Raw genomic sequence first — 11,553 nt, 5'->3', positions numbered from 1 at the left:
TTCCAGCAGTAAACCCCACTTCGAGCTGGTTGTTCTTGGTGAGAATGAGCACCGGAGTCTTCTGGTCGATGGCCTTGGATACCATGTAACCGGTTGCGCTACTTCCCCTGCTTGCTTCGGCTATTACCACCTCAGATCTGGAGAGAGCCGCCATATTTTGCCGGTAGACGTCCGTCCAGTCTATAGTGCCGTATCCCTTTCTGGCCACCATGAGCTCATGTTCAGGATCAACCCAATCTCTGGCCAGCTGATGGCCGAGGTCTGTAATGGTATCTATGATCGCGCGGTAACCGGCATAGTCTCTTTCGATCTTATTCTTGGCGGCGATGAAATGGACGATCATTGTGGAGCACCTGGCGGCCGCAGCGCGGACTTATCAATAACGAAAGGGTAGAGCGGCAAAGACATAAGCGTGGATAGTTCTTCTGTAGTATAGGAATCAAGAAACTCCGAAGCAAGCGTAGCCTCTTTATCGTAGGTGTCCGCCAAGGCGCCCAGCGCACTACCGCCTTGGACCCTCACGTACGAGTTCACAATATTGGCGTTGTGCATCTGGCGGTCTAGATCCATGTCTCGGATGTCATCCGTAATCTGGGTGAGTGAGCCCAGATACACAAGACCTTTTCTTAGCCGCTCGATGTCGACTTCCCTCTTTGAAGGCACGTAAGACAATATGTCGGCGACGACGCCCAACGTCTGCCCAGAAACCTCACGCTGTTTCATCTCCAGGACATCCTGTGGAGTAAGATCTGCTCGGCGCTCCGCCGCAAAGTAGCGGGTTTGCAGGGCCAGGCTTTCCACAAGCCTATCCGCAATCCTGAGTCTCGATCGATCACTTAGTACCGAAATGTCATCCAGGACGTCATACATTATGTCGATCGCAATGAGCAGGAACGAGAACGGCGCGGCTCCGTGCTGCGTATCTAGATTCGTATCCGGGGCGAACTCAAATTTCGAGAAGAACTTACTTCGATGTTCAACATGATCATCGAAGTAGTGAACACTCAGATAGAAGATCACAAATAACTCGGCGAGGAGTTCGAGCTGTCGGCCCTCCGTGATGAACGGTGAGAGCGTAACAAAGGCGTCGATCCCGTAGAGTTTTGGGGTTTCGGCTAGCCTGTATGGAATCCCGAACACTGCTTCTTTCGCTGCGAGGCGTGCCTGAACGTTGCCCCAGACTCTGAGGGCAGGCTTCTGGTATCGCAGAATCGTGGAGTCGAACTGCGGCGAAGCGGCTACGACCGAACGGGCGGCAGCGGTGTCCCGTCGAATGCGTACGAGCTTTTCAGTTATATGTTCGTCCATCAAAAATGTCTGACAAGTTTAGAATTGATCTTAATTGAAGCCGACTATAACACAGAACGCAGATTAAGGCCAGTGCCACCAAGGTAGGCCCCGCTTGACTGTAGAATAGCACGTTCGGCATGCAGCAGGAATGAAGTCAGGTAACCCCGCAAGTTTCATCGGCGACCGCCGGGGTCGAAACTTAGGGTCTAGCTCGGCCGTAGCGGGCGGGAATCACGGTTGCTCCGCCCGGCCTCCAAGGCCCAACTGCCAAGCGACGGCGAGGCGGTTGGCAGAATCCCAGACTGCGTCACTCTTTCCGCCTTGTGGCCCGCTATTGGCGGGCCCGAGGGCGACATGTGCCAACTGTTCCACCGGCGTTTCCTCCATCAGGCGATTGAGGACTTCAACGACCTCGTGGAAGAGACGGTCGAGCAAGACGCCGGCATCAGCGTGGATGCCTCGCCTCTGAGGTGAGATCCCCCAGCTCGCGTCGCCACCGGCTGCGCCTGTGGCCGCAAGAAGGGCTGCCTGGTCGACGCCAGGCATGCTCATGATGGTCCGCATCTGGCGGGAGTCGATATCGCGCCGATTGATAGCCGCCATGGCTTCACCGTGGATGGTGTTGCGCATTAGCCGGAGGATCGTTAAGGCGGCCTCGGCGGCCGTGCCGGGAGCCACGACTGCTGCAAGGGCAGAGCGTCGGATCTGCACCTCGCTCATCCAGTCACCGTTCTGCCAGCCAGCCCGGCGGACCGAGGGTTTCATGATCCCCAGTACCGTGTGGGCTACACGGGCCGATGCGTCGACCGCCCCCATAAGGAGCAGAGCCGCCTCGTCGAAGGCGGCCAGCGCATCGTCCGCGGTGTCGTTGTTCTGTGGCTGGTTGAGCGCCAGATGGACCGCATCCCGGGAACGGAGAGCGCGCTCGACGCGCTGAACGAGCGAGCCGCCCAGGTGAGGCAGTCGATCATCGCCACCACCTTGGGCGTGTTGCACGCAGGCCGATATCCACCGCCAGGCGGCGGGCAGCGCTTGGCGCGCACCCACCCAGTACAGGAGACCGCGGTTCCACCGCGCCAACGCCGGGCCCAGGCTGTTCGGACCATAGACCGCGTACGCCCCTTGCGCCCGGAGGTACAGGCCGACTAGGGGAAGAGCCTGGTCGGGGGTAAGGCAGGTGACGCCGTTGGTCTGCTGGGCGAGCTTCTCGAAGACGTACGGCCGGTCGGTCACGAAGAGGTCAGCGTCGATCGCTTCGGCAACCTCGACCGCTGTGGCGTCGGCCCGCCGGCGCGTAGCGGCCTGCATGGACCCAAGCCCCTGATAGGAGGAGGCGGCCATGTCGCGGCCGGCGGACGGTATGCCGTTGCCGACGATCCCCATGTGGGTGATGCCGGCCTCGCGGCTGTACACCAGCGCCGGGTTGTCCTCGTCGGTCCCAGGCTTTAACGCCACCCACCCGGGCGCTACGTGAGGGCCGTCACCAGCCAGGAACGACTCGTCCGGCGGGCCTTCGTCCGCGTATCGGTAGAACTCGATCATCGCGTGGGCCAGGAGCCCGGACAGTTGGGCCGCCTTGGACTGCGCGCGGTGCGGCGGCTCCACGAGCAGGTGGTTGTCGATCAGGACAACGAGCCTCCTGAGTGGCGCTCGACCTCGGAAGAGGGGCGGGTAGCCCCGTTCAGGCTCGGGCCACCCGGCCGGGCCGGAGGGAGCGAGCTGGGGCATGCGTAACTGTGGGATCACGGCGCAACGGTAGGCCCACGGCTACGCGTCCTCGTTGGCGGAGGGGCGCAGTCCCTTGACCAGCTCCCCCGGGTCGATCTGAAGCCCCACCGCCAGCTTGAGGATGTTGTCCAGGGTGAGGTTGCGGATACCTCGCTCGATTTGCCCGATATAGGACCAGTGGATGCCGGCGTCGGCCGCGACCTGCTCCTGGGTCTTGCCCAAGGCATGCCGACGGTCGCGGACACGCTGGCCGAACGCCTGCGCCGCCTCGGAGCCTCGTTTGGTCGCCATGACGACCCAAGCCCATCCGTCTAGCGACACAACATCCAGAGACAAGTCGTCTAGGACATTTTCGTCTAGTCACTATTCGTCTAGTCTGGCTGTTGTCCCAGCTCACCGCGAGCGGGACCGGGCCCGCGCCTGGACGGGCAGGCTCGTCCTGCGAGACAGAGGAGTTGACCATGACAGCACGGCTCACGGTCCACGGCGGCGACGGCACCGGGGGCGGCAGCTCCGGCTGACCCCATGCCCCAGCCAACGAGGCCCGGACCGCTCGCTACCTGGTCCGGGCCTCGTGCCGTTGTAAGACGAGAGCGGCCGTCTTATAATGATCATGAAAATGAAGTCGCCACTCCAACGCCTCTACGCCACCAAGCTGGCGCTGCTCGCCACGGTCTTCACGGTCGCCGGCCTGGTATTGCTCGCGGTGGCGCACCATCCGGAACTGGTTCCCGCGTGGGGCTGGCTGTGGGCGCTGCCGCTCACGGACATTGGCTCCGCCCTGTTCACCACCGGCCTGATCGTCGTGGCCTTCGAGTACGTCGACTCTCAGGACGCGGACTCCCGGGCCATGGAGCGGTTAGACGAGGTGATCACCAAGAAGGCACCGGCCATCCGGGACGCCGTCATCGACGGCTTCGCCTTCGCGCCCGAGACCCTCGCCAGCGTGGCCTCCACGGAGACACTGGACCGGGTAGCCCGCAACGCCCTGGCCGTCCAGCTGCGCGATGAGGGTCTGGCCCACGACCTCTACGAGGATCTTCTCAAGCAGGCCCCGCCCGACGGGGAGCGCCGGTCTGACATGAGGGTGTCGGTCTCTCTATCTCCGGCCGCCGTCGGGCCGCGGACGGGACCTGACGCGATGTTCGCCGTCACGATCCGTCGAGAGTTCCGCGTCGTGCCGAAGCAGCTCGCGCGGCGCTTCGCTTGTGTGTCCACCCCAGACGAGTACCGAGAGCTGCTGATGGACCCAGCTACCACCGAGGCCTACTACTTCGAGTCCCGGGCTGGGCTGGATGCCGCCTCGCCCAACGTCTACGAGCTTCTGGATTTCACGGTCAACGGCAGGCCCCGGCCGGTGCGCCGGGCCACCCGATCCGGGGCCCAGGTCTGCACTGTCAACCTGGCAGACCTCGCCACCGCACCTGGCGAGGAAGTCCAGATCGCCTACACCTTCCGCGAGCTCGTTCAGCAGCATGGCCACCTGCTGCGCCTCGACTTCGGCGCGCCGTGCAAGGGCGTCGCCGTAACTCTCGCCTACGGTGATGCCGGCATCCGTTACATGAACGTCATGGAGTCCATCCCCGGTGCTCAAGAAACGGAGGTGGTCCGCAGCCCCAAGGACGCACCCCCGCCGACCGTGACCGTGCGCTACGACGGCTGGGTCTTCCCGCGGTCAAGCATCGCCTTCTGCTGGGTGCTCGACCGAGAGCTTGAGGACAGAACCTGACTGCCCGATCAGGGGCGGTCCGAAAACGCCATCGACTTGCCCCAAAAAAATTGGCGGCCTCCGATGGGCCGCCAATTTTGATCAACCTAGTCCCACATCGCGCAATCCTCCAATTATACGACCATCATACCTATTCTACCCAGCGCCAGGAAATCCCGTACTTCCCCCCATAGGCACAGTTGGTGAACTCGCGTTCGACGTAGCCCAAGCGGCTCGGACGAAGATATCGCGAAGATCCATCCGGGGGAAGCGTGAACGGCTCCAGCTCGCCCCGCGCCGCAAAGCTCCAGACCAGGCCAGGCAGCATGTCCGGATCGAACTGTACGCGAAAGATGAGCCGTTCGACTGACGCCGCCCGGACTTCATGGAGGAAAATAGGCTCGGCGGCGCGGTCGGAGTCGATCTCGACCCGGTACGCGAAGAACACCCGGTCTCCCTTCATGAGGGTCTCGGGCAACAGCAGATCTGTCAGCAGGATTCCGCGCGGCATCGCAGTACTCTCGCCGAGTGCGCAGTTCAACAGCGGGTGGACGCGGTAAGCCGAGTGCCTCGGATCACTGTAATACCACGACTGGACTGAGTACCGGTCAATTCCGTCGGCATGTGCCACGAGCGATCGGTAGCTCACGAGTTCCCGGCCGACCTTGCCGACGAGCCTCCATGCCACATCAACACGAGACAGCGAGAAATTCGGCCGCGTGCCCGCCTCTATGGTTCCAGTAGGGCGGTCGCTCCGATATCGGTCCCAATCGCCCGGATTCTGATTCAGATCCGCAACGAGGACTACCAGCCGCTCCGCGATGCGAGTGGCGGCGTCGCGCCACCAGTCGCGCACCGTGTCGCCATGAACTCCCTTGGAGGCAGCCAGCTCCTTCTGGCGCAGGCTAAGCGTGCGGCCGGGAAATTGGCCATCTCCTAAGCCTAGCGCCGCTTGGGCGGCCAGCCGCAGTTTTTCTTCGCGAAGCTGACCGACTGTCTCGCAGATAAGCTCATAGAAGGCACCGCCGAAGTCGGAGGGACTCCAATCGACACGACGGACTATCAAGCCTGCGAGCTCCGAGTGCTCAAGCTTGGCGGCTGTCAGCCCCTCATCGCGAGCGACCGCCTGCAACTCTCTGCGAATACTATCGGTACTCGGCTCATCACTATCGGTAGGCATCAGCTGATTTGACCCGTCTTGCCGGTTGAATCGGTTTCAACAGGAGTTACCCCCGACGGGCGAGGTTTATGCCCGGGGCCCCACTTGCACACACCCATGACCGGCAATCCCACAGTTGACACCCACAAGCTGGGCGCGGCGAGCCTGGAAGGACAACACCTTCATCCGCCGGCGGCTTCGCGCACACAACTCAAACAACGTAACACAGGACATAGCCGAGCCGCTAGGGCCTAAATCGTTTGATACGCCTGCAACTTCAAGCAAGACCGGCGATGAAGCGTGTCTGCCTCAAAGCAAGATCCACCAGGGTCGCCCCCGCGACCAGAGAGCGATACGATCATGCCAAGCAGGCTTGTCGGAGTCGTTGTCGTCGCTACTGCCGCGCTGCTGATGGGGATGGCGGTGGCGGTTCCGTTGTGGGGCGCTGCAGCCGTCGCGGCGGTCCCTCCCACCGTCGCAGCAGTGAGTTACTTGGTGAAGCTGCTCTTGAACCTGCCCACCAGCGTCCGTTCCACCGAAGAGCTGCCCAGCAATGCCGCGGTGTCAATCGACCGACCTGAAGACTCCGCATCGGTCGACACCGGCCCAGAACCCTCTTGAGGGAGCGGCGTCGTTCTGGGGCCGAGCCGTAGGCCAGAACTCTGCGGGGTACTCGCCCTCGGCAAGCACCAAGTCCGCGAGCGCCTACCGACCGGTGCCGGAAGCCCTTCGCCTCGGTGTCTGGGCACGGAACGCGGACGTCGCGGCCTGACGGTCCGCTAGCACCTGCCTCGCATCGCGGAAATAGGTCGCGAGGTCCGGAGGCAGGAGCGCCTCCTCCTCAGCTGGGGTGAGGGGCTCGCCCGGCGGATGGTTGAGCCGCTCCTTGTCGATCCAGTAGGTGTTACGCAGCCTCGGCCGGTCGAAGACATGGCCGCGCCACTCGCGGCGCACGGTCAGTAGGCCGGTGTCCGTCAGCTCCTCCGTGGCCCGGGTCCAGGTTGCCTCCGACAGGCCGTAGCGCTTCCTGTCCTGCCCGCCAATCCACGGCGGGTCGTCCTCGACATAGCCCCCCTGGAGATCCAGGAGGACGAGCAGGAGTGCCACGCCTGTAGCAGACAGCGTGGTGATCCATTCCCATATCCAGAACCCGACCGGCAGGCTCACGTAGCGGTTACCGAAGGCCGGTCCACTCCGGTCGCGGTATCGGCCGCCGTCGCCGGCCGGGCTCAGGAGCATCACGGTCGGCTTGCCGTCGGAGTGACGCTCCAGCTCGATGAAATGCGCGTCCCGCAGCCAGTCCAGCGCGTCGTTGATCCGACGGGTACCGGCCTTGTCCGGGTCGCGCAGTCCCAAGGCCCTGGCCCACGCCCACGGGTTTACGCCGTGGATGTCGTAGGGACTGCGGGTGGCGAGCAGGGTCAGGCACAGGTAGAGCTTCAGCCGCACCTCGCCACCGCGACCGCCCGGGCCGTCCCGGACCAGCCGGGCCAGGGGCGGTGCACCGGTGTCCGTGGCGCGCATGAACTCGATCGGGAAGCGCGCCCCCGAGAACCGCTTCGAGCGTTCTACGAGCCGCACACGGGTCTGGAAGGCCTCTCGGCTGGCAGTCGTGGCAGGCACCGGCGAAGTCCTTCACCTTTGCAGATGGGGCACCAGGGGGTAACGGGGGTAGGGGTGATGCTAAGGGTTTCCCGGGGGGTCCTCTTCCTTTATGGGTGCCGGCCGCAAGGGTATATCGATACTCCTGCAAGGGAGAGCCCCTACTGCCGGGAACATCAAGAAGCACCGCTGTGAGCGCGATCTAATACTGCTGCAAAGGCATTGACAGCTGTTTGACCTGCCGTTTTGCCGGCTGGCATGGTGATCGCACGGCGCCGCCACCGCCCCTCTGACACGACGGAACGGCGGGCCGACCAGACCTTTCACCGCCGCGAGGCGTCGGTTGGCCAACGCCATACCGCCCAGCCCGAGAGGACCAACCTCGATGGATCTTCGCCAGCGCCGTAGCATTCGTGGGCGCCGAAGCGGGCATCCGCGCGGTCTGGCGCACCCCTCCTCCCGACGGCCTCGAGGCGTGCCGGCTGTTCAGCGGCACCGACCCGGCAGGATGCCCAGGCCCAGGCCGTACGATGACCTTGTGCCGCACTGCCTCGTGATCGCGCCCGTCACCGCCGACTTGACGGCGCTGCGTGTGGTGTTCGAGGAGCTGGACACGGACATCACGACGACCACGGATCTGCTGGTCGGGGCGCAGCTGGCAACGGTGCCGCTAGACAAGTTCGACCTCGCGGCGGCCGTGCTGCCAGCCGCCGAGCCGGACGGCCTGCCAGTCTCCGTATTGGCCGCGCTGTACCTGGAGATGGGGATCGCGCTCGGGCGCGGGCTGCCGCTGATCGTGCTGGCCGAGGATACCGACGCCGAACTACCGGGCATCGGTGACGCCGCCGCCAACGCCTGGCTGATCGCCGGCGTCTCCGACGAAGCCAGTCTCCGGCTCCACCTGAGCTTGTTCGTCCAGGTCGCTGCGATGCAGCGGCACGCTAGCGAGACAGGGTTCCGCCGGGGCCTCACCCCGCCGCTGGCCACCCCAGCGCGTGAGACCACCGCGGAGAGTCCCACCACGCATGCGCTTCGCCTGGAGCAAGAGGTGATCGACCTTCTCCGGGATAGCGGCGCCCTGGTCGAGGAAGCCGTCAGATTCCCACACGACGCCGGCGTGGACGCCGCGGTCGTCATCCCGGGCACAGAACAGGTTCTCGGACCCGTGCTCGTCGAGGTGAAGGCCCAGAGGGACCTCGACCTGGCCCGCGTCACGCGAGATCTTGCAGAGGCCGTGCTCGCACGTGGGGCATCGTTGGGACTCTTGGTCTACGACGGGGCGCCCCGAACTCCTCGTCCTCTGGGTCGTCTACCAGTCGTCGTCCTGCACATCGATGAACTGCGCCGAGCGCTTCCCGGGCCGGCGCTCGGGCGATGGCTCATCGATGTCCGGAACCGCATTGTTCACGGGCTGCCCGATGACGCTTGATCCTAGGGTGATCCACCGCTTCTTGGCAGACGCACGCAGCGCCCCGACCTCCGATGCCAAGGGCAAGCTCTACGAGGAGCTCACCAAGTACCTGTTCGAGGCGGTTCCAGGCTGCATTGCCGAGGCGAACGTCACGAACGTCTTCGACACCGAGCAGATCGATGTCGCCGTTGGCAACGGCAAGCTACCCAACGGCCTGAACCTCTTGCCTAGTGTCCTCCTCGTGGAGTGCAAGGACTGGAGCGCGCGCGTCGACAGCAAGACCGTCGGGTACTTCATGAGCATCTTGGCTGGTCGTGGCGTCGAGCTTGGAGTCCTCGTCGCTGCCAACGGGATCACTGGCAGTCCCAACGACCTTACGAACGCCCATGCCATCGGGCTACACAGCGCTCGGGTAACCAAGATCATTGTGATCACCACTGACGAGATCGCCGGCCTGCGGTCCGTCACAGAGTTTGTCGAGCTCCTGCACCGGCGCTATCTCAAAGCGTTCGCCACCGGGACGATCGGGGTGCCCTAACAAGCGTGGCTCGGGCTGGTCCTTTCTTCGGATCGCTGCTGGCACCCATGGTCGAGCGTCGACGCCTGCCGCATCCTCGACGCGCAGTTTGCCAGCAGCGTCGTGCGCACTGCCACGCAGCGCCACTCGTCGAACCTGCGCACAGAGGTGTAGATCAGCTTGACGAAGCGCAAGGCATGAGGCGGCTCGTACGCAAAACCGCCGATGACCTCACGGTGACGTCGACCTCTGCCAGCCGGATTCCCCAAGGGCAAGTCCCAGTTGGCCGCTCTCCGGCCGACTGGGACTTGATCCTTTTGCATTTATTCGGCTTGCCCGTTTCATTGGAGCCAGATAGCTACGCTCAGTTCTAGCGAACGCCGCCGGAATCCGTCGACGCCGCCTGTCCGTCGCGCGCCGGGTAGGAAGTCAAGGTCATGATCTCCCAGTAGCTACCACCGAGTCGCGCTGGACGATCACACCGCACGTAGGCGATCAAGGTATCCGCTGGCCTCAGGCTCGAGGGCGGGTAAACCAGATCGTCGCCCTGACCGCTGGCATTAGGCCCGGCGTACGGGCCGCTCCCCTCGATAAGCTCGACGTTTCCACCCTGTGGGCAGTCGCCGAGCCGTGTCGAGGGCGAGACGTGCAGGTTGCTGGTCACGGCGTGACTCGGGATGAGGCCCAAGAGTGCGCCGACGAGCGTCAGCAGAGGCACGAGAGCATCGAATGTCTTGCGCATCGTCCGACCTCGCCGGTCGGGCTCTTCGGCATCCGCGGACGGGGGTAGCTGCGGGGCGTCAGGTCGTTCCGCTGTCACTTGGAAAGCCTCCCTCCAGGTTAGGTGGTTCCAGCTTGCGATGGCCTGACCGATCCTGGCTACGACAAATGTGTGTCCATACATCCGTGTGGATGCCTATCCACACGGATGTGTTCAGGGACCTGTGTCCACACAGGGGTGTCCACACACATGTGTGGACACAGGTGCTACCATTTGCGCCGTCAGGAAAGGGGGGATCATGGACCTTGCCAAGCTCTTCTTGGGCTGCGTGCGCTCGGCCGACCGGATGACCCAGGAGGCGCGGGAAGCTGTGGCGCGACATCCGAAGACTCTTGAGCTAATAAAAGCTGGCGAGCGGCTGATCGAGCGGCAGTTGGCGGGCGGTGATCCGCTCTTGCGTCGCTGGCTATCTATCCGTGTGGTCGCGGAGGAGTACAACCGCCACACCGGAGAAAAACTCACCACCAACGCGATTCGCGACCGCTGGAAAGACCACGACGAATATGTGCGGGACGTCGTAGCTTGGATGATCAATCAGGGATTCGAAGAGCAGTACGTCAGTGCAATCGCCGCGGGCCGCGACGAGTTGACCACGACAGAAAACCTAGCGCGCACGATCCACGATGTCGCCTATAGAGATTTGATCACCGCCGTAGAGAACACGGCCACGAAAGTTCAATTCATCGCCACAGTTTATGCGACCGAGGATGAGAAGACTCGTGACGCCCTCATCCGCATGTATCGCCGCGTAGATGAAACCTGGGCGCCTCGCTACCAAGAAATCGCCGACAAGCAAGGCGTGCAGCTCCGGCCTGGCATAACGGCCGAGGCACTCGCGCATATCCTTACCGCCGTCGCAGAGGGCCTGCAAATCCGTATGTATGGCGACCCTGCCTGTCCAGTGGTCGACCATGACCAGCGCACTTCCCTTTTGGGAACCGCCGCCCTTGCCCTGTTTCTGGCCTGCGGTGACCATTTCGGCGACGGCAAAACGCTCGAGCAGCTGGTCAACGGGGAGTAGTACATAGGCGCACCTTGGCGCCGTTCCCAGATTTCTAGATCACCAAAACCCCATGCCAGAAGAGCCGGCGTGCGGGCCAATACCATCGACCATTTGGGCGAAATGAAGGATCCCCGCCACCAGCTTCGCGCCAGACTGATCCGCCCGCTTGTGCAAGCCGTGGCCTGTGATACCCATCCGCAGCGAGCTTGTTCGGCGGTACCCTAGAGACTCTTACTACTCAAAAGTTCGGATAGTATCCCACAGCCCCAAGGCTCTTAGAGCCTGTTTTAGATCTTGTTGGCTGTCGGTCGTGTGGCCCACCGCGTGACGTGTCCGCCGCGAGCGAGCCGGCGA

11 protein-coding genes are annotated in these 11,553 nt (G+C 63.3%); 4 read left to right on the top strand and 7 right to left on the bottom strand.

Features of this window, described 5'->3' with window-relative positions; translation table 11 throughout:
* The 4 genes from I6A60_RS39190 to I6A60_RS39175 form a co-directional block, all read right to left on the bottom strand.
* Window positions 1–343, bottom strand: a 343-nt coding sequence (locus tag I6A60_RS39190) for a hypothetical protein (RefSeq protein ID WP_203055851.1), incomplete at its 3' end; no start/stop codon positions are given.
* Entirely contained in the window at window positions 340–1,308 is a 969-nt protein-coding gene (locus tag I6A60_RS39185; protein WP_203041885.1) for a hypothetical protein, read from the bottom strand. The genes I6A60_RS39190 and I6A60_RS39185, both read right to left, overlap by 4 nt.
* Before the next feature lie 213 nt (window positions 1,309–1,521).
* Window positions 1,522–2,832, bottom strand: a complete 1,311-nt coding sequence (locus I6A60_RS39180) for a hypothetical protein (RefSeq protein WP_203022089.1) — start codon at window positions 2,830–2,832, stop codon at window positions 1,522–1,524.
* A 225-nt stretch (window positions 2,833–3,057) separates the two neighbouring features.
* Entirely contained in the window at window positions 3,058–3,309 is a 252-nt protein-coding gene (locus tag I6A60_RS39175; RefSeq protein WP_203022090.1) for a helix-turn-helix domain-containing protein, read from the bottom strand.
* A gap of 328 nt (window positions 3,310–3,637) precedes the next feature.
* Between I6A60_RS39175 and I6A60_RS39170 the strand changes: the two genes are divergently transcribed.
* Window positions 3,638–4,747 (top strand): hypothetical protein, encoded by a 1,110-nt coding sequence (locus I6A60_RS39170; RefSeq protein ID WP_203022091.1) that lies wholly within the window; start codon window positions 3,638–3,640, stop codon window positions 4,745–4,747.
* A 130-nt stretch (window positions 4,748–4,877) separates the two neighbouring features.
* Here I6A60_RS39170 and I6A60_RS39165 read toward each other — a convergent pair whose 3' ends face one another.
* A complete protein-coding gene (locus I6A60_RS39165; protein ID WP_203022092.1) occupies window positions 4,878–5,906 on the bottom strand; it encodes a hypothetical protein in 1,029 nt (342 codons plus the stop codon).
* Between the two features lie 684 nt (window positions 5,907–6,590).
* Complete coding sequence (locus I6A60_RS39160; protein ID WP_203022093.1) at window positions 6,591–7,508, bottom strand: hypothetical protein; 918 nt, start codon at window positions 7,506–7,508, stop codon at window positions 6,591–6,593.
* 517 nt (window positions 7,509–8,025) lie between these two features.
* Here I6A60_RS39160 and I6A60_RS39155 point away from each other — a divergent pair.
* Together I6A60_RS39155 and I6A60_RS39150 are read left to right on the top strand one after the other, a co-directional pair.
* Complete coding sequence (locus I6A60_RS39155; RefSeq protein WP_203022094.1) at window positions 8,026–8,916, top strand: hypothetical protein; 891 nt, start codon at window positions 8,026–8,028, stop codon at window positions 8,914–8,916.
* On the top strand, window positions 8,906–9,436 hold the full coding sequence (locus I6A60_RS39150; protein ID WP_203022095.1) for a restriction endonuclease: 531 nt from the start codon (window positions 8,906–8,908) through the stop codon (window positions 9,434–9,436). Before I6A60_RS39155 ends, I6A60_RS39150 begins: the two co-directional genes overlap by 11 nt.
* 349 nt (window positions 9,437–9,785) lie before the next feature.
* On the opposite strand, the gene I6A60_RS39145 is transcribed toward I6A60_RS39150, so the two are convergent.
* Window positions 9,786–10,157: a hypothetical protein gene (locus I6A60_RS39145; RefSeq protein WP_203022096.1), complete on the bottom strand. Its 372-nt coding sequence runs from the start codon at window positions 10,155–10,157 to the stop codon at window positions 9,786–9,788.
* A gap of 277 nt (window positions 10,158–10,434) precedes the next feature.
* Here I6A60_RS39145 and I6A60_RS39140 point away from each other — a divergent pair, with 277 nt between their 5' ends.
* On the top strand, window positions 10,435–11,217 hold the full coding sequence (locus I6A60_RS39140) for a hypothetical protein (protein ID WP_203022097.1): 783 nt from the start codon (window positions 10,435–10,437) through the stop codon (window positions 11,215–11,217).
* The last annotated feature ends 336 nt before the right edge of the window (window positions 11,218–11,553 follow it).

This window comes from Frankia sp. AgB1.9, from assembly GCF_016786355.1.
In the GTDB taxonomy this organism is placed as follows: Bacteria; Actinomycetota; Actinomycetes; order Frankiales; family Frankiaceae; genus Pseudofrankia.
Note: the sequence above shows the minus strand (reverse complement) of the source record. Positions and strands in the feature narration are given on the sequence as shown.

What these genes read in the sequence shown, in the direction of transcription:
- I6A60_RS39185 (WP_203041885.1), bottom strand. Translation starts at nt 1,308, where the DNA reads ATGGACGAACATATAACTGAAAAGCTCGTACGCATTCGACGGGACACC.
- I6A60_RS39180 (WP_203022089.1), bottom strand. Translation starts at nt 2,832, where the DNA reads ATGATCGAGTTCTACCGATACGCGGACGAAGGCCCGCCGGACGAGTCG.
- I6A60_RS39175 (WP_203022090.1), bottom strand. Translation starts at nt 3,309, where the DNA reads ATGGCGACCAAACGAGGCTCCGAGGCGGCGCAGGCGTTCGGCCAGCGT.
- I6A60_RS39170 (WP_203022091.1), top strand. Translation starts at nt 3,638, where the DNA reads ATGAAGTCGCCACTCCAACGCCTCTACGCCACCAAGCTGGCGCTGCTC.
- I6A60_RS39165 (WP_203022092.1), bottom strand. Translation starts at nt 5,906, where the DNA reads ATGCCTACCGATAGTGATGAGCCGAGTACCGATAGTATTCGCAGAGAG.
- I6A60_RS39150 (WP_203022095.1), top strand. Translation starts at nt 8,906, where the DNA reads ATGACGCTTGATCCTAGGGTGATCCACCGCTTCTTGGCAGACGCACGC.
- I6A60_RS39145 (WP_203022096.1), bottom strand. Translation starts at nt 10,157, where the DNA reads ATGCGCAAGACATTCGATGCTCTCGTGCCTCTGCTGACGCTCGTCGGC.
- I6A60_RS39140 (WP_203022097.1), top strand. Translation starts at nt 10,435, where the DNA reads ATGGACCTTGCCAAGCTCTTCTTGGGCTGCGTGCGCTCGGCCGACCGG.